We start from the raw sequence: 18507 nt of genomic DNA on the forward strand, positions 1-18507 counted from the left end.
CCAGTGCTGCATATGCAGCACTGTGCTGCTGATTTCCACACTTTTCAGACTCAAGCCCTACGGGATGGTATGCGATCTGATACGGCTTCAATTCATCTACCATCCCATTGATTTTATTGCATTTGGAAATATCAAATAGATTACATATAACAATCTGGCACATATCTTGCCACAGAGACTCCTATAGACCATTCATCGCATACGACAGGAGTTTCAACATGCAGTCATCTTCCACCAAGCAGCCCCGCCCCTTTCAACTACGCCCGCTTGCTTTGCTCATTGCCGGTCTTGGCCTGACTATTCCGCTATCAGCGCTCGCAGCCGATGCCCCAGCCAAGGACGGCGCGCAGGAGCAGGACAAGGACAGCAACCTCAGTGCAGTGGTGGTGCGCGGCCAGAAACTGATCGAGCGCGATAAGGATGTCCCGGCTTCCGAATCCATTGTCAGCGGACAGGAGCTGGCGCAGCTGCAGGCCTATACATTGAATGCCATTGTCCAGCGTGCCGCTAATATCGCCTGGAATCAGGGCAATCAGCGCACCAGCTCGCTCTCCATTCGCGGCATTGGCAAGATCGGCCAGACCGAAGCGCAAGATCCCAGTGTGGGGGTGACGATTGACGGGGTGAGCCTTGCCTACAATCCGCTGACTTCTAGTGTCGACTTTACCGATGTTGCCAATGTGGAAGTCGCGCGCGGTCCGCAAGGCTTCAATCAGGGCAAGAATGCCAACTTGGGATCGGTGATCGTCACCACCAATCGCCCCTCATTCAAGCCGGATGGCGACTACTCGATTACCTTTGGCCAACGCAGCACCGTAATTGGTACCGTAGCGGGCGGGGGCCCGGTGATTGACGAGCTGCTGGCCTGGCGCGGTTCGCTGGCGGTCAGTCGCGGGCTGGGTGATTTCCAGAATGCGCTCAATCGCTACGATACCTATACCAATACCGACCGTATCTCGGCACGTACGCAATTCCTGCTGACGCCCAGCCCGGAATTCAATGCACGGCTCGAACTTGAACTGAAGCCCGCCGCCGGCGAAAACACCAACAACCGCAGCATCAACCAGCCCACGCCCGCGACTTACTCGAATGGCACCGCGACCAATCTAGGGACCGATGCCTCGACGCGTCTGGCACGCAGCTGGTTTACGTCCCGCATTCCCGGCTACAGCTACTCAGGCAACTATCTGAACGGCGGCGATACCCTGTATTACAACGCCCAGTTCCCGCTCACCACCGGGACCAAAGGCGCGACGCTGGAGCTGAACTGGGACTTAGGCAATAGCCGTTCCGTCACCTCGATCACCGCGCTGAAATCCTACTTCTTCAATGCGGTGAATGATGATGGGACGCCCTTCGACATTTACAGCAATGCGGGTGGTTACTTGAACAACTACAAACAGGCCAGTCAGGAAATCCGGCTGTCATCGTTTGAAAGCCCACTAGTGGACTACACCACCGGCCTGTATTTCCTGCGTGCCAATCTGGATGCCAAATACCAGCGCAGTTGGGGATCGGACGCGGGAGCGTGGTTTGCGAGCACTGCGCAATACAACACGCTGAGCGCAAATGCGCCGGGTCAGCTCCTCCTGCAGCAATCGCTGGAGGGCGTATCCATGGCGTATAACAGCCCGAGTGGACTGCAGGAAATCCGCAATCAAAGTGCCGCGGCCTTTGGCGAAGCGAATTGGCACTTTACACCCGCTTTTACCCTGACCACTGGCGTGCGCTTTACGCATGAATACCGCCGTCAGACGGGCTCGTCCTACCTTGAAAATCAAGGGATCGGCGCGGTACTGAATCCGGTATCCGTCAACGGCGTGCAACTGGGCGGATTTGCCTCGGCAGCAGATGGCACCTTGTTGCCAGGCAATGGTGTCGCCCAGCTTTCCAAAGCCGATCAGGTTGCGCTCCAGTATTTCGGCGTCTCGACCACAGCCGTTGCAGGCGCTGCCTATAACAGCCTCAGCGCCAAGCAAAAAGCTCAGGTAGCAGCCGCCAAGGCCATTCGTGCCGCCAATATTGGCGTACTGTTTGCACCACGGCAGGCCGAGACCTATGAAGCCACGCTACCTTCATTTGAATTGAGCCCGAGCTACAAGCTCAGCAATGAGCAGACAATCTATGCCTCGTTGCGACACGGCGAGAAAGCCGGGATCGCCCAACTGGTGAATGGGGTATCGGCGCAAGTAAAGCCAGAGAAAGTGAACACATTTGAAGTCGGTCTGAAATCCAGCCTGCTTGACCACACGCTGAGTCTGAATGCAGATGTCTATGCCGAAGATATCCGCGACTATCAGCAAGCCGTACGCGTGGTCGATCAGTACACCACCACACTGAATAATAACGGGCAATTCTCCTACACCACAGCGACGGGCAATGTGCCACGCGTGCAGGTTCGCGGGATCGAGTTTGATGGTGCCTACTCCGGCCTGAAATACTGGACCTTCCGCTTTGCTGGGGCCTATAACCGAGCTACCTATAAGGAATTCACCAATAATGCGCAGCCGGTTGAAAATGGCTATGCGGGCGCCTCGCCATACCGTGATGTCAGCGGCCAGACGCTCCCCGGCGCACCCAAGCTGACCTTCAATATCGCACCGCAATTTCGTATTCCTGCCTTCCGGGGTCTGGATTTCCACGTAGAAGGCAATATCGCCTATACCGGCCGCTTCAATGCCGATGCGGCCCTGTCGAGCTATGCAGAGATCCCGGCTACCACGCTGGTTGACCTCTCATTCGGACTGGGTAGATCGGATCGCCGTTTCGATGCCAGCATCGTGATCAAGAATGCCTTTAACAACGATACGCCGCTGTCGAAGACGTGGAATAGCGTGACGCCGGCCACGCCGCGCTGGGCAGGGATTGTGTTTACCGGGAAGTTTTAATGGTGAAACAATCGGAGTGATCTATCTGGTCAAACCACCCCGTACTGCACATCGCTACCGGGGTGGTGGTGATCCAGCCAAACAACCAATCCAATACTTAAGTTATAAAAACTCGATATTTAATTCCATTCCATTCATTGCGTAAGATGCCTGCCATCCAGACGGCTCACGAGGCCGCAATCAAGTACCCAGGGCAATGACAATGAACCACACCGCACTTCGTGCCGGCCTGATCGGTCTGGCGACACTCTTTTCTATCGCAGCTCAGGCAGACCAGCTGGCCGATATCCGCAAAAAGGGCGAGCTGATTGTAGGCGTGCTCGGCAGCGATGAGCCAAACAGCTTTATCGACCCTGCAACGCGCGAAATCGTTGGCTATGACGTCGATCTGGCCCGCGCCATTGCCCAGAAAATCGGCGTCAAGCTCACCATCAAGCCCATGTCGGTTGCAGCCCGCATTCCCGAACTGACTGAAGGCCGTGTCGATCTGCTGGCTGCATCACTGACACACACCAAGGAACGCGAAGCCAAGATCGATTTCTCCCTCACCACGCTAGTCACCGGCCAGAAAGTGATGGTTCGCAAGGATAGCGGCGTCACCGCCCTGCCCCAGCTGGCTGGCAAGAAAGTGGTGACCGTTAAAGGCGGCACACAGGAAATCAACTTCCGCGCGGCGGTGCCCAATGCCAATCTGGTGACCTTCGATACAACGGGGCAAGCCCTGATTGCCCTGCGTCAAGGCAAGGGCGTGGCCTATGTAAACGATGAATTTTCCATCATCGACGACTTCGCCAAGCTTGGTCCGCAGCAGAAGGACTTTCAGGTCCTGGATAAAAATCTCAGCGTCGAACCGATTGCATTGGGTTTGCGCAAGAACGAGCCGGGCTTCCGTGCGCTGGTGAATGATACCCTCAAGCAGCTGGAAGCCAGCGGCAATGCAGAACAGCTGTTCCTGAAATGGTACGGCCCGACCACCCGCCTGAAGGTGCCCAAGCGCAGCTTCAAGATTGAAACAGACAAAGTCTGATCAGATTGCCTGTTGAGCCAGATGGCACCGAGCCTATGCAGGTTCTGGTGCCGGCTTTTTTTGTATCCGGAATATCGCCACGATGTCTTTTGATCTCTCCCTGATTCTCGCCGCCCCATACCGTGACTGGCTGATGGACGGCGTACTCATGTCACTCAAGCTGACGGCAATGTCACTGGCACTGGCGCTGCCACTGGCTGCCTTGCTTGCAAGTGCACAGATTTCCCCCTGGAAATGGGCCGGCAGAGTGGCGCGTGGTTACGTTGGCATCGTGCGCAATATCCCCCTGCTGGTACATATCCTGTTCTGGTATTTCGCGGTGCCGGAACTGCTGCCCGAGCCGGTCAAACTGGCGCTTTACCAGCACGATGTCGAGCCGCTGGCCGCCATCGCCGCCCTGACGCTCTACACCGCCGCCTATATGAGTGAAGACATGCGCAGCGGTATTCAATCCGTTGGCGCCCGCCAGCTGGAAACGGCACGTGCCTTTGGATTCAGCTATCCGGCCGCCATGCGCTATGTGGTACTGCCACAAGCGGTTCGCCTTGTGCTGCCCGCGCTTCTATCGCAAACCATCAACTTGTGGAAGAACAGCAGCATTGCCACGGTGATTGGCGTGGCCGAACTGATGAATCAGGCTGCCCGCGTCGAAACCACGTTATTTCGCAGTGCCGAAGTCTTTGCGCTGGCAACGGCTATCTATGCTGGTGTAGCACTCCTGCTCACGTTCTTTGCACGCCTGCTTCAGCAGCGCTATCCCGCATACGCGGCCTGAGGGAGCACACACGATGTCTGATTTACTGCGCGACTATGGTCTGTATTTTCTGATCGGCCAATATCCGCATGGGCCGTTGGGTGGATGTGTACTGACGATACTGCTGGCCGCACTGGGTCTGCTGTGTTCATTGCCAGTGGGGTTGGCATTCGGTCTGGCGCGTGTGAGCACTCAGCGCTGGATCAGCTCGCCAATCGCCATCCTAACCACTGCGATCCGCGCGACACCACTGCTGCTGGCAGTGTTCTGGATCTATTTCTTCCTGCCCGCACTCACCGGCCACAAAACCGGCCAGTTCAGCACGATGCTGATCACGCTGATCATCTTCAACGGTGTCTATATCGGGGAGATCGTCGCAGCGGGCATCCGCGCCCTGCCACGGGGCCAGTATGAAAGTGCGCGCTCGCTTGGCTTGAGCCATGCAGCAGCCTTCCGCTATGTGGTACTCCCTCAAGTCGGCCGCCGCACGCTGCCCTCGCTGATCAACCAGTTTGTCGGTACGATCAAGGATACCTCGCTGGGTTATATCATCGGCCTCACCGAGGTCTCCTGGACCGCATCGCAGATCAATAACGAAGTCCTGACCAAGCCAGTGCAGGTGTATCTGCTCCTGGCACTGGTGTATTTTGTGCTGTGTGCCGGGGTGAGCCGCCTGGGCGGCTGGGTGGAGGGGCGGTGGCGTGGGTAGATAAGTGCCCAGACACTCAATTGATCGTGGAACCGCAATGCAATATGTCATCTGCCTTCACCGCCATATTTTCTACATTGCCATGCTTGATACGTATTTTTATTGTTTTTTCGTGGCGTAGTTTCCCACCTGCTTCCACGCACTGCTTGCCGGCTAAAACAGTAAATATTCCGTTAAGCCACTCGGCCTTTATCGCGTCATGTGTATCGGGGTAGATTTCCGACAGCGGAATTTCATCACTACCGCATGATCTAAATCTAACAAGCCAGAGCGCGCCATCCCGCAAGGAAAATACGCCAACTGGGCCGCCCATTGCAGAGCATCTATCCTCCCGTCTCCGAGTGAGCAAAATAGAGGATTGAGGCACGGGCATCGAAAGTGACGCCTCAGAGAAAATAGTGCCCTTCAGATCGAAAGATTCGAATTGATCCTGTAATGGCTCCGTTGCCAAGGCAGAAGCACACAGCAAAATTGCTGAAATGCCCTTAAAGATCTGCATCTTATCGGGCACCCGCATTATTGTGGCTGCCGCACAAACGTCTGCCCCTCAATCACCATCGTCATTCGCCCCTCTTTCAGGACAGGTGCTTGCTGAACCCGGATGGTGCTGGCCACCATCTTGAATCCGCCCTCGGTGAAAGTCAGTGGTGCCTGTAGGGTAACAAGCGAGTAGTTCATCGCCTTTGACTGAAAATCCTTCTGCTTAAGTTCTCCACCACACCTGTAGTGTTTCACATGACGGCGTTCCAGCCGTACCCAGCCCGACTGGTCAAACGTGTATTGCCTGTCGGCGCCATGCCATGTGCCAATCCAGTCGGCATGCGCGTGATCTAACGGCGTCAGGCCATCAATGTTTACCTTCCCATCTTTGGAGACCATGGCAGATCCGCCATCGACGCCAATTGCAATATGACATACGTCAGAGGCTGCCTTAGCTGGCAGCAGACACGCAACGCTAAGCACACTTGCACAGACTAGTGCTTTCATATTTCCCTCTCGATAGCATTTTTCGATAGCTTAAATGCCTCTATTACCAATACACAATACACAGGCTGATGTATCGGGCTGTTTCATCACAAACAGCCTGCACAACATCCATGCTTCATTTTCACCAGCCCCCTTGATCACCCCCCACTCCCCCTCGACCCATCAAAACCATCATTTCTCATTTAAATACACAGACATACAATAACTAAATCAGTTCAATCGCCCACTGGCACACCCCTTGCTAATAACAATGCAACTCTACTTTCATCCGCTTTATAACCGTTTCCACTATGTGGGCGCGATGTACCAGCGGAGCTGCCATTGTGATCAAGGAAACTGCCATGAGAAAAACCCTGCACGCTACGGCGGTGCTGTTTGCCTATACCAGCGTCTCGCTGGCTGGCAGCAGCCATGCAGCCACTACGCCTAATCCAGCCGGAAGCAATAGCAAAGGCTGGGCCTACTCTCCTGTACAAGCGCCTACATTGCCCAGGGTGGCGGACGAGCGCTGGGTGCTTACGCCAGTTGATCGCTTTGTGCTGCAAAAGTTGGAAGAAAAGCACTTGAAACCCTCGCGAGATGCCGAGCGCGAAGCGTATATACGCCGCGCCACGCTGGATGCATGGGGCCTGATCCCGACGCCAGAGGAAGTCAGTGCGTTTGTGAATGACAAATCGCCCAAGGCCTACGAAAAGCTGGTTGACCGGCTGCTAGCTTCCCCTCGCTATGGCGAACGCTGGGGCCGCCGCTGGCTGGATCTGACCCGTTATGCGGACTCCGATGGTTACAACGCCGACGGCACCCGACCCAATATTTGGCGCTACCGCGATTATGTGATCCAGGCCTACAACGAGGACAAACCCTACGACCGCTTCATCAAGGAGCAGCTGGCAGGCGATGAGCTCTGGCCGGACAGCCACGAAGCCAGAATTGCCACCGGTTTCCTGCGCAACTATCCCGATGAAATCAATGCCCGCGACCTGAACCTGAAACAGGTAGAAGTCGCCACCGACCTGACCAACACAGTGGGATCGGTATTGCTTGCCACGACTGTCGCCTGCGCCGCCTGCCACAACCACAAGTTCGACAAGATTTCACAGAAAGAGTACTACCAGCTGCAATCCTACTTTGTGAACGCTAGCGCACAGGATGACATTCTGGCGGCGCAAGGGAAGGAGCGGGAGACCTTTCTGGCTCAACAGGCCAGGTGGGAAGAAGCAACTAAAGAGATTCGGGATCGCCAGACCGAGATTCTGAAGCCTGTCATCAAAAAGCTGGAAGACGATCGCCTGCAAGGTTTTACCCCTGCGACCCGCGAGGCCATCGAAAAGCCCGCCGAGCAGCGCAATGCCTATGAACGCTGGATTTATAACCGCAGCCTGTGGACCTTATCCGGCCGTACACGCAATGCTGTGAACACCCTGAAAACCAAGGACAAGGAAGGCTACGCCGAATACCAGAAGCTGGATGCCAAGCTAAAAGAGTTTGACCACCTGAAACCTAAACATCCGGGCTTTATCTCGGCCATGGTAGAACTGGGTAAGGACACACCTGCCACCTATGTACTCGCCAATGGCATTTACGACCGCCATCTGGAAGAAGTCCAACCGGGGGTGCCGGCCTTGCTGGGCGGGAATTCGCCGGAGATCAAGCCAACTGATCGTTCCTCCGGTCGCCGCACCGCCATCGCCAACTGGATTGTCAGCCCCGATAACCCACTCACCGCGCGCGTCTATGTGAACCGCGTGTGGGCGCAATATTTCGGCAAGGGCATCGTTGAAACACTGGGGGATTTCGGCAAGCAAGGCGCTAAACCGACTCATCCGGAGTTGCTCGACCATCTGGCAAGCGAATTTGTGAAAGGCGGCTGGAAGCTGAAGCCGCTGCAGCGTGAAATCCTGCTGTCGCATACCTACCGTCAAGCCTCGATCCCGCGTGCCGATGTCGCCAAAGTCGATCCGGCCAACAAACTGCTGGCCACCTTCCCGCGCCAGCGCCTGGATGCCGAACAGATTCGCGATTCGCTGATCTATGCAGCGGGCTTGCTCAATGAAAAGCAAGGTGGCCCATCGGTCTTCCCTCCGGTGCCCAAGAGCTTTAACTCGGCGCTCAATGCAGCCAACTTCTGGAAGACGTCGGATGATCCGCACGATTACTACCGCCGCAGCGTCTATACCTTTGTGCGCCGCAATTCGCCCTATCCTTTCCTCGATAGTTTCGACTGGGCCAATCCGCAGCTGGTGCATCAGACCCGCGAAGTGACCACCACGGCACCACAGGCACTGGCGTTGCTGAACAGTGATCTAGTGTTTGAATGGTCGCGCGCACTGGCAGGTCGGGTAGAGAAAGAAGCAGGTAAGGACGACAAGCAGAAGATCGACCGCATCTACAGCATCCTATATTCGCGCAAACCAAGCGACAGCGAACGCACGGCCTTGCTCGCATTCTGGAAGCAACAAGAATCCGCCGCATTGAAAAAGCTGCAGGCCGGCAAATCAGTGCCACAGGTAATTGGCTACGGCATCACCGCCGAAGCCGCCAATGGTCTCGATCGTGCGTACCAGTCGCTGTATGGCCGCAAGGCAGACCGCCTGGAACAGGTGGCCTTCCAGCAATTCATTGATAGTCAGCGCAAGCTGCAGGCCAGCAAAGGCGGTGGCGGTGATGAAGATGGCGGCGCAGACATCGCCAGCGATGCCGGCAGCGAAGCGGGCAAGCAGAAAGGCAGCGACAAGCGCACGGTGCTGGCGCATCAAGCGGGTCTGGTCAGCCTGGTACACACCCTGGCCAATGCCAATGAATTTGTTTACCGCTTCTAGCTGAGCAGCATCACACCGGCCATCCATACAGACACGATACGCATTGCAAGGACAACTATCATGAGTCACTCACGCAGACAGTTTCTCGGTACCACCGGCCTCGGGCTGGGTAGCCTGCTGGCAACAGGTCTTTTCGGCGGCGTCATCAGCGCCAGTGCATTAGCAGGCGAAGAAACCGCATTCGACGATCCGCTAGCGCCGAAAAACCCGCCCTTCCCGGCCAAAGCCAAGGCGGTCATCTGGCTGCACATGGCCGGTGCGCCGAGCACGCTGGACTTGTTTGATTACAAACCCGACCTGATCAAGCTGCATGGCAAGCCGCTGCCCGACTCCTTCGGCAAGGGCCTGAAAACAGCCACCGATGGCGGTGTGGGCGCACTCTTTGCCAGCAAGCGCGAATGGAAACAGCATGGCGACAGCGGCGCATGGTTCTCCGATCTGGTGCCCAACCTTGCCAAGCATGCCGATAAGATCGCCTTTATCAAAGGCAGCAAAACAGAGGGGTCAACCCACGTCATTTCCTCGCTGAAGCTGCACACCAGCGGGCTGGTACCGGGTCGTCCGGCGCTGGGCGCATGGGTGACCTATGCGCTGGGAGCGGCCAATCCGGATCTGCCCCCCTTCGTCGTGCTACCCACCGGTAATAGCAATGCGGGTGGCGGACGTGGACAGGTGATCTGGAGTTCCGGCTTCCTGCCAGCAGTCTATCAGGGCACCGCGTTCCGTCAGGGCGATTCGCCCATCCTTCATCTGGATCGCCCCAATGTCCTGAGTGCCAGCGACCAGCGTGCCAGCCTCGATCTGCTCAAGCAACTCAATCAGAAGCATGCAGGCAAGTATCAGGGCGATACCGAGCTGGAAGCCCGTCTGCGCAGCTACGATCTGGCCTACCGCATGGAGACCTCGGCACCGGAAGCCGTCGACCTCAGCAAGGAAACCGCCGCCACCAAATCGTCCTACGGGCTAGATGACGAGATCAGCCGTGAATATGGCACCAATCTGCTGCGCGCAAGACGCCTTGTAGAACGCGGGGTGCGCTTCGTGCACGTGATTTCCGGTTCTGGTGACAAAACCTACGGCGACTGGGATGCCCACAATAGTCTCGAAAAGAATCACGCCGTGATGGCGCGCGCCGTGGACAAGCCAATTGCAGGCTTGCTGGCGGATTTGAAGGAACGCGGCCTGCTCGACTCAACGCTGGTGGTGTGGACCTCCGAATTTGGCCGCACGCCGTATGGCCAGACCGGCGATGGTCGCGACCACAATCCGTGGGGCTTCACCTCGTGGATCGCCGGTGGCGGCAGCAAGGCGGGCTACACCCACGGCGCCACGGACGAAATCGGCCTGCGCGCTGTCTCCGGCGAAGTGGATACCTATGATCTGCAGGCCACAATCCTCAGCCTACTGGGACTGGATCACCGCACCCTCACCTTCCAGCACGATGGCCGCAGCGAACGCGCCACCACCGTGCACGGTGAAGTCATCCACGAACTGATTGCCTGACCCGGATACACAAGGAACTGAACCATGAAACGCCCACTGATCATCGCGGGCCTGATCCTCGCCATTGCTGCCTTTGATTCGTTTGCCAATGTACCCGGCATTGGCGAGGACCTGATGCACGATATCGAGGACGCGACACGCGATCTGGATTCCAATCTGCTGCAGAAGAACGCCGTGGCTTCAGCTCAGAATACCGATGCCCTGCTGGAATTGTTTGCGCAGGTGTCTGACTACTACCAGCAGCATCCTGATGCAGAAAAGGGGCAGACGTACTCGCGCGACATCACCCTGCAGCTCACCACCATCAAGCAGCAGATCAGCGACCAGGACTTTGAAGGAGCATCACAAGGCATCAACAAAGTTACCAAAACCTGCAAGGCCTGCCATTCGGTGTACAAATCATGAACACAACCGCAACGACACGTCTGTTCGCCATCGGGTCAGGCCTTCTTACCTGTCTGAGTTTATCCCTGCCTGCACAGGCCGCACTGAATCCCGGTGCAGTGGCGCCCGACTTTACTGCCAGCGCCGCACTCAATGGCCAGGCGGTGCAAGTCTCACTCAAGGACGCGCTGCGCCAAGGCCCGGTGGTGGTGTACTTCTACCCCTCGGCCTTTACCAAAGGCTGCAATATCGAAGCGCACACCTTTGCAACCCGTATTGACGCCTTCCGCGCTGCACATGCGTCAGTCGTGGGTGTTTCGCTCGATGATCCTGCCCGCCTGAAGGCCTTTTCGGCTGATCCCGAATATTGCGCAGGCAAACTGCCTGTTGCCGCCGATCCGGATGGCCGGATTGCGAAGCTGTTCGCAGTGAATGTGCGCGAGGTACGCAAGGGCGCTGTCGATACACGCGGAGAGGCCATTGATCACGGCTTTGCCGAGCGGGTGTCATTCGTGATTGCGCAGGACGGCCATATCGCCGTCACCCTGAGCGATCTGCCACCGGATCAGCATGTGGAACAGGCTTTGCAGGCGGTGCAGAAGCTACAGGCAAATACGCCATGAAATGGCGCCAGATCACGCTGGCTGTCTTGCTGTTGATGGGTCTGCCCGGTCGGGGGGCCACGTTGTTCCAGTTTGATGTCTGGATGCGGCAGATCGATCGATACAGCAGCGACCTTCAGCATGCGCTGCTGGAACAGGACAGCCAGCGTGCCCGTCTACGGGCCGAATCCTTGCAAACGCTCTATGCCGCCATGGCCGCCTACCTCGATGAAACGGGCAAGCCAGGCGCGGCCAAGCTATCGCGGGACGATGTGGCGCGCAGCCAGTATGTACTGACTGCGCTCGACGAATCCAACTGGACGCGCGCCAGCGAATTGGCCGTTGGCATCCGTCAAGCCTGCATGCCGTGCCACGATCAATACCGTCCGATCAATGAATAAAGGCCGCTCATGCGGTCTCCGCTTTTCCATCCACGCAGCCTCGCTGCCCTACACAGGTACTGACTATGACTTTCAAGCGCCTCAGCCTGATCGCCACCCTGATCACCCTTAGCCTTGGCAGCGCCGTTGCCGCTGACGCCCCCAAACCCGAATCACTCATTAAATGGCGTCAGTCCGCGTTTCAGGTGATCGCCTGGAACACGGGCCGCATCAAGGCTCAACTCGAAGGCCCATACAACAAAGACGAAGTGGTTCGCGCCGCCAACAGCATCGCCGCACTGGCCAATTCCGGCCTCGGCAATCTGTTCGCCGCTAATACGCAAACCGGCAAGGGCTGGCACGACACCACGGTGAAACCGGAATTTTTCAGCGATACCGCCAAAGTAAGCGAACTCGCCACCCACTTCTCCCGCGAAGCCACCGCCCTCGCCCAGCTTGCGCCACAGGCGGGCGATGCGGCGGCACTGAAACCGCAATTCGTGAAACTCACCGCCACCTGCAAGGCCTGTCATGATGCGTTCAAGCGAAGTGAGTGAGATGATTCGCTAATCATCGGGGGATGAGGGGAAACGGGCGGCTTCTGGTGGGGCCGCTTTTTTTCATGCACAGTGTTAAATACTACAGTTGCAAGCAATGGGTTTCAGTTGTGAGGCGACTATAGGTCTGGCAATATTGTAGGTGCAGATTAGAACATTTTTGATGTTCCCAAGCGTATTTAACGCGTGGATTCATTGAACCCAGCATGCATAAATAAAGTCTCAACTAGGAGATATGATTGCGTACAAATTACGTTTTAATTGATTATGAAAATGTGCAAACTCAGTCATTGCATTTACTCAATGATGAGCACTTTAAGGTTATCGCCTTTCTTGGACCAACTAATACAAAGCTTCGCGTAGACTTTGTCTTAGCAATGCATAAAATAGCGCAAAGATCCAGCTACATAACACTGGAGACTCCGGGAACCAATGCACTAGACTTTCACATTGCATACTATCTTGGAAATTTGGCAATAACAGACCCAAAGGGTATCTTTCATATTATTTCACGAGATACGGGTTTTGACCCACTAATACAACATTTAAAGTCACGTAAAATTTCGTGCAGCCGCTCATCGTCAATCGAGGAAATCTTTTGCCTGACTCAGATTAGTCAGGCAAAACACGAGGATAAAGTTGCCCCTCAAGCCCCCTCCCTCACCAAGCAAGAAACACTGGAGGGCTATCTAAAAATAGCAATAGAAGACTTGATCAATAGAAAATCATCAAAACCCAGAACAACTAAAACACTAAAAAGTACTATCCAAGCAAAAATTGGCAAAGGTATTTCTGGAGAAATCACTGATCAAGTATTCTCTTTACTAATAAAGAATGGGCACGCCAAAATTAATGGAGAGAAGGTATCCTACACCCTGCCAACTAAAAACTAATCGGCTCGCCAATTGACTCTCATTCGCCCAAAGCATTACAAAAAAACCACGAGCTTCCACCCGTGGTTCAAATTCACATCCTGCGTCTGGGCGTACGCTGATGCGTGATTATTGCGCCGTCAGCACCGATACATTGGCCACGCCGCTGCGCTCGATGGCGGCCATGGCCCGCGCGACTGATCCATAAGGGACGTGTTCGTCGCCCTGCAGACGCAGCGCCAGTTCGGGGCTGTCGGCGAGCAGAGTCTTGAGCTCTGCTTCTAATGTTGCGGGCTGAATTTCCCGCTTGTCGATGTACACCCTGCCCTCGACATCCACACTTACAATCACTTGCTTTTGCAGCGGTGGTGTAGTAGTAGGCGCTGTTTTGGGGAGATTAACGTGCACGGCATTATTCAAGGCCGGTATGGCGATCATAAACGCCACCAGCAACACCAGCATCACATCCACCAGTGGTGTGATATTGATTTCGCTGAGCACCGCGCCGGATTCCTGTCTTGTCGAGATCGCCATTTATGCAAATACCTCGCGGCCAGGGTTGCCCGGTTGCAGATTACCTGCCTTCAGTTCGACCACCTTGCCATCATCAGCGCGCTGAATCAGCGGGTGGCGGAAATTGGCGCGCTGGGCCAGGTTCAGGAAGTCAGTTGCGAAGTCATCCAGATCGGCGGATACCAGCTTAATTTTGCGCACAAAGAAGTTGTAAGCCAGCACTGCCGGTACCGCCACGGCAATACCGATCCCGGTTGCCACCAGCGCCTCGCCAATCGGCCCCGCCACCACGTCGATGCTGGCATTACCCAGCTTTCCGATATGCGTGAGTGCATTCATGATGCCCCACACCGTGCCGAACAAACCAACAAAGGGCGCGGTGCTCCCAATACTGGCCAGCAAAGTCAGGCCAGTTTCCAGACCACGATGCTCGCGATGGATCTGCTGGCGCAGATGGCGCTCGAGCAATTCCTGTCTATCCCATTGGTGATCAAGATTGTGACTGGAGCCATCATCGCTGAGTGCACCAAAACCAGCTTTGGCAAGCCGGGCAAGGGTGCCCTCGGCAGACTCGGTAGAACGGGCCGCTTCACCCAGATCATTCGCCTCCCAGAACTGGGTCGAGAAGCGGCGGTTTTCCTTGCCCACTTTGTACTGTTGCCAGGCTTTCACCAGAATCAGGCTCCAGGTAGCAACTGAAAAGCCGAGTAATGCCCAAAGAGTAATCTGTGCGCCAGGGATGGATTGGGTATCAATCATGATCGTGTGTCCTTGAAATTGAATGTTGAAATCGGATATGCGTTGTGTCCTGAGGCTGCTTTTGCTTGCAGCTACAGACGGAATTCGATCGGGACGGTCGCCCAGCCTTCCACGGCGGTCTGACCACGCTTGGCGGGCGCGAATTGCCAGCGCTGCACAGTATTGATGGCGGCATCGTCCAGAATCTTGCGGCCACTGGAGGTTTTCACCTGCACCTCCTGCGGATGCCCGTCCGGACTCACCCGGATACGCAGCACCACCTTGCCCTCCCAGCCCTGAACCTGCGCCTGGCGCGGGTAATCAGGCGGCGGATTGTTCAGGTAACCAATCCCACCGCGCGCTTCAATGACGGGCTCCGGGGCGGGAGGCGGCGGAGCGGGTGCAGGCGCCGGGGGGGCGACTGGCCCGCTTTGGACTGCAACCGCTTCTCCCGTGCTACTGGTGCTTTCAGCCACTTTGGGCAATTCAACCGGCGTGGTGGGAGTGGATGCTTTGGGCGTCACTGTTTTCTTTTCCGCCTGTGGCGGCGGAGGGGGTGGCGGCTTGGGTGGATCGACCACTTCCGGCTTGAAAAACTTCAGCTTGAGTTCGTGCGGCGGCTCAGCCGCTGCAGACTGCTGCTTTGGCCCGAAGAACAGCCAACCCGCAATGCCTGCATGCACCAGCACTGCCACCCCGATCCACCAGCGGCCACGCGGCGGGGCTTCAATGGGCGGCCGTGTCACCGCATGCACCTTTACTTGCGCCTGCTGGGCAGACCGAACCGGCGGACGACGCGCAGGATGTCGTCTAGGCGGGGCAGCGAAGGCTCGCGCAGAAAATGCCAGCGATTCCATGAGTTGACTCCTTTCATTCGCAGCACAGAGGCAGCTGCGGTTCACGAAGTCATTTGCAGGAATGATGCCAGCCCATCAAATCACATATAGATCATTCACTTACATGATTTCCAACCGTGATAGACCCTGCGAAGACTGCTGCAAATGCAGCACATTTTGTGCAAAGCAAAACAGCTCTCCGTAAATTCCACATGGAAATATTGAATGAATCTTTTATTCCGTTTAATTTAGATTGATTCGCTTATACTGCGCAGCGGCACGCTCGGATTCGTGTATCTATCGCCGGGTCAACTCGCATAACAGGACACCACATGTCTTTCTCCACTCCCCTGATCGACACGCTCGATGAACCTCTGCCGCCAGATTCGGAAGCTGTCAGGCACGCGCTGTCTGCACGTATTGCCACCATGCCTGCGCAATGGGTGGCCGGATTACCATTGGGACTGGATGCACATGGCGTATACGGTCGCTATTTCAAAGGGGAAATCCGCAGCCAGTTTTCGCCCTACAAAATCGGTCTGGCCAATCTGGTGCGCGGAGAAACACTTGCCACGGGACCAAACGGCGAACCGCTCAGCCGCGACAAGCTGTATCAGCTACCTGCAGGTGCCGACGGTATTCTCAAACTGGATCGGCTCTGCCGCCTGATCCATACGCTCAATCATTTCCTGATTGGCGGCCGGCCCGGGCCGCTGGTGCTACCGATCCATCCCCTGCTGTTCCAGCATGTGAAAACAGCGCATGGCAAGACATTTGCCAAACTGATGGCACATTTCGAGCTGGCACCGCGCAATATCATTCTGGAGATTCCACAAGGCTTGCCTGATGCAGTTATTGCAGGCTATCTGTCAGAGGGATTTACCGTGCATATGATTTGAAACATGTATGCATAAAAAACCTCCGCCAGTCATCGTAGCGGAGGTTTTTTTCACTGACCCAGATCGTCAGTTTGATGGGTGTGCGGTGCTTAATTCACACTCACAGCTGCCCAGGCCTTACCCACGGCAGCGTACTGAGTCGACGTCGTACCATACAGATCCTTCGCAGCATTCAGCGTTGCAGTGCGTGCAGCCTTGTAGTTTGTAGTTGAGGTCATGTAAACGGTCAGCGCGCGGTACCAGATCTTGCCAGCCACATCGCGACCAATGCCCTTCAGGGTGGTATCGCCATTACAAACCAGCTTGGCGGGTGTCACGTTATAGGTTGTGCCTGAACCATAACCTGCGGGTACCACCGCACCTTCAGCCAGCAGATAGAAGAAGTGGTTAGCCACACCTGAGGAGAAATGCACGTCCAGCGAGCCCACGCTGCTGCTGTAGCAATCGGCAGACGAACCATCGAGGCTCGGCTTGAACATGTAGCGGAAACCACGTGTGCCATCGCCGGTGAGGAACAGCTTGCGGCCCAGCGCGTAGCTTGCCGGCTCGCTGGGGTTATTGGCATAGAAAGCAACGGACACGCCAAAGATATCGGACGTTGCTTCGTTCAGGCCACCGCTCTCGCCGGAGTAGACCAATTTGGCGGTACGCGATGTCACACCGTGTGACATTTCGTGGCCAGCTACATCCAGGGACAGCAGCGGCCCCAGTGTCTTGCCATCGCCATCACCGTAGGTCATGCAGAAGCAGCTGTCATCCCAGAAGGCATTTGCGTAGTTCTTGCTGTAATGCACGCGGGAATATGCGCCTTTGCCATCATTGGCAATCCCACTCCGTCCGTGGACCGACTTGAAATAGTCCCAGGTCATGTTTTGGCCGTACAATGCATCCACAGCGGCAGACTGTGCGTTGCTATTGGAACCATTGCCCCAGGTATTGGTCGTGCTGGTCATCAGCGTGCCATTGCCGGTGCCATTGGCGCTGTTGTTGATGTAATGACCACCACGGCTTGGATCGCGCAGCGCAAACCCTGTTGTGGTGCTATCGGTGGTCAGATTCACCTTGCCGGAAAAGACACCTGTGCCTGTCCCTGCAGTTGCAGTGGTATGCACATGCTCGATCATGTCCAGCACACGGCCGGATGCTGCTTCAATCACAAACTCCATGGAGCTTGGGGTTTGATCGCGCTTCAGGCCGGAAACCGTGACCGAGTAAGCCAGTGCCGGGTCAGTATCGCGTGCATACACGATGGACTCTGCATCGGTATGGCCGCTCTCGGTGCCGTTAAAATAGGCGCGGGCGATCGCCACAGCAGTGGAACCTGCAATTGTACCGCCGTTACGGATACTCAAGCCACGCGGTTGCGGCATGGTGAAGCTATTCAGACTGCCACCTTTGGAGTGGACAACCACATCGCCACCCAGCACGCGCAGACCCTTGATTTTACGGTCAAATCGAACGTGTTCGTTACCATCATTGTCGAACACCACATCGCTGGCTTCCCAGGCCTCATTCGATGCAGCAGCAGCCTTCACACCCTTGGCTGAACTACCTGACTGCTGGTTATCATTCAGCAGTTTGAGCGCACGAGTAATGGCGGCACTCTTGTCTTGATCAGCGGCAGATACGGTCAGTGGAAGCACCACCATCGCAGCGGTAACGGCAAAAACCAAAGGACGAAGCTTCATGTATTTCTCCGAGTGTGTCGAACGCACATTTGTGTAGGTACAACAACCTGGCTCACATGCACGCACTGTCTGCGTGCAACAGGTCAGCGACCTTTATAAGCACATTCGGATAGACTCTCAATAGAGCGCCTTTTCCGACGAGCGTGCCGACTCGGAGAAATAAAGATCAAATATTCATATAAAATCAATCACTTAAAATTTAACAAAATTTCACACATAGATAATGCTATCCAGTAAATCTCATCTCACAATTTCTTTGCACTGCAACAGTACTGTCGCATTTTTCACATAATACGTGGATCAATAGGGCAATCGATTCATGGGCAAATCATGTCAAACCGATTGCCCATG

At 55.7% G+C, this 18507-nt stretch carries 18 protein-coding genes; 12 read left to right on the top strand and 6 right to left on the bottom strand.

What is annotated here, in order from left to right; all coding sequences use genetic code 11:
* Positions 1-218 precede the first annotated feature (218 nt).
* From KSF73_14165 to KSF73_14180, 4 genes are all read left to right on the top strand, one after another.
* Entirely contained in the window at positions 219-2888 is a 2670-nt protein-coding gene (locus KSF73_14165; protein MBV1776858.1) for a TonB-dependent receptor, read from the top strand.
* A gap of 202 nt (positions 2889-3090) precedes the next feature.
* Entirely contained in the window at positions 3091-3915 is an 825-nt protein-coding gene (locus KSF73_14170) for an ABC transporter substrate-binding protein (GenBank protein MBV1776859.1), read from the top strand.
* 82 nt (positions 3916-3997) lie between these two features.
* Positions 3998-4690: an amino acid ABC transporter permease gene (locus KSF73_14175; GenBank protein ID MBV1776860.1), complete on the top strand. Its 693-nt coding sequence runs from the start codon at positions 3998-4000 to the stop codon at positions 4688-4690.
* Positions 4691-4703: 13 nt separating this feature from the next.
* The gene (locus KSF73_14180; protein ID MBV1776861.1) at positions 4704-5378 is read left to right on the top strand and encodes an amino acid ABC transporter permease; all 675 of its coding nucleotides are present in this window, start codon (positions 4704-4706) and stop codon (positions 5376-5378) included.
* 16 nt (positions 5379-5394) lie between these two features.
* On the opposite strand, the gene KSF73_14185 is transcribed toward KSF73_14180, so the two are convergent.
* Complete coding sequence (locus KSF73_14185; protein ID MBV1776862.1) at positions 5395-5877, bottom strand: hypothetical protein; 483 nt, start codon at positions 5875-5877, stop codon at positions 5395-5397.
* A gap of 17 nt (positions 5878-5894) precedes the next feature.
* A complete protein-coding gene (locus KSF73_14190) occupies positions 5895-6365 on the bottom strand; it encodes a hypothetical protein (GenBank protein ID MBV1776863.1) in 471 nt (156 codons plus the stop codon).
* 341 nt (positions 6366-6706) lie between these two features.
* Here KSF73_14190 and KSF73_14195 point away from each other — a divergent pair, with 341 nt between their 5' ends.
* The 7 genes from KSF73_14195 to KSF73_14225 all read left to right on the top strand — a co-directional run bounded on the left by KSF73_14195 (position 6707) and on the right by KSF73_14225 (position 13503).
* Complete coding sequence (locus tag KSF73_14195; GenBank protein ID MBV1776864.1) at positions 6707-9184, top strand: DUF1549 and DUF1553 domain-containing protein; 2478 nt, start codon at positions 6707-6709, stop codon at positions 9182-9184.
* 57 nt (positions 9185-9241) lie between these two features.
* Positions 9242-10687, top strand: a complete 1446-nt coding sequence (locus KSF73_14200) for a DUF1501 domain-containing protein (protein ID MBV1776865.1) — start codon at positions 9242-9244, stop codon at positions 10685-10687.
* Positions 10688-10711: 24 nt separating this feature from the next.
* Complete coding sequence (locus KSF73_14205) at positions 10712-11092, top strand: cytochrome c (GenBank protein ID MBV1776866.1); 381 nt, start codon at positions 10712-10714, stop codon at positions 11090-11092.
* The gene (locus KSF73_14210; GenBank protein ID MBV1776867.1) at positions 11089-11694 is read left to right on the top strand and encodes a peroxiredoxin; all 606 of its coding nucleotides are present in this window, start codon (positions 11089-11091) and stop codon (positions 11692-11694) included. The genes KSF73_14205 and KSF73_14210 overlap by 4 nt, the downstream gene beginning before the upstream one ends.
* A complete protein-coding gene (locus KSF73_14215; protein ID MBV1776868.1) occupies positions 11691-12074 on the top strand; it encodes a hypothetical protein in 384 nt (127 codons plus the stop codon). Before KSF73_14210 ends, KSF73_14215 begins: the two co-directional genes overlap by 4 nt.
* A 65-nt stretch (positions 12075-12139) precedes the next feature.
* The gene (locus KSF73_14220) at positions 12140-12610 is read left to right on the top strand and encodes a cytochrome c (protein ID MBV1776869.1); all 471 of its coding nucleotides are present in this window, start codon (positions 12140-12142) and stop codon (positions 12608-12610) included.
* 239 nt (positions 12611-12849) lie between these two features.
* Entirely contained in the window at positions 12850-13503 is a 654-nt protein-coding gene (locus tag KSF73_14225) for a hypothetical protein (GenBank protein MBV1776870.1), read from the top strand.
* 108 nt (positions 13504-13611) lie between these two features.
* Here KSF73_14225 and KSF73_14230 read toward each other — a convergent pair whose 3' ends face one another.
* From KSF73_14230 to KSF73_14240, 3 genes are all read right to left on the bottom strand, one after another.
* Positions 13612-14016 (bottom strand): biopolymer transporter ExbD, encoded by a 405-nt coding sequence (locus tag KSF73_14230; protein ID MBV1776871.1) that lies wholly within the window; start codon positions 14014-14016, stop codon positions 13612-13614.
* Positions 14017-14754 (bottom strand): MotA/TolQ/ExbB proton channel family protein, encoded by a 738-nt coding sequence (locus tag KSF73_14235; protein MBV1776872.1) that lies wholly within the window; start codon positions 14752-14754, stop codon positions 14017-14019.
* A 71-nt stretch (positions 14755-14825) separates the two neighbouring features.
* Positions 14826-15590: an energy transducer TonB gene (locus KSF73_14240; protein ID MBV1776873.1), complete on the bottom strand. Its 765-nt coding sequence runs from the start codon at positions 15588-15590 to the stop codon at positions 14826-14828.
* 311 nt (positions 15591-15901) lie between these two features.
* Between KSF73_14240 and KSF73_14245 the strand changes: the two genes are divergently transcribed.
* The gene (locus KSF73_14245; protein ID MBV1776874.1) at positions 15902-16468 is read left to right on the top strand and encodes a hypothetical protein; all 567 of its coding nucleotides are present in this window, start codon (positions 15902-15904) and stop codon (positions 16466-16468) included.
* Between the two features lie 89 nt (positions 16469-16557).
* On the opposite strand, the gene KSF73_14250 is transcribed toward KSF73_14245, so the two are convergent.
* The gene (locus KSF73_14250) at positions 16558-18156 is read right to left on the bottom strand and encodes a M4 family metallopeptidase (protein MBV1776875.1); all 1599 of its coding nucleotides are present in this window, start codon (positions 18154-18156) and stop codon (positions 16558-16560) included.
* Between the last annotated feature and the right edge of the window lie 351 nt (positions 18157-18507).

Source organism: Burkholderiaceae bacterium DAT-1 (genome assembly GCA_019084025.1).
GTDB lineage: Bacteria > Pseudomonadota > Gammaproteobacteria > Burkholderiales > Chitinimonadaceae > DAT-1.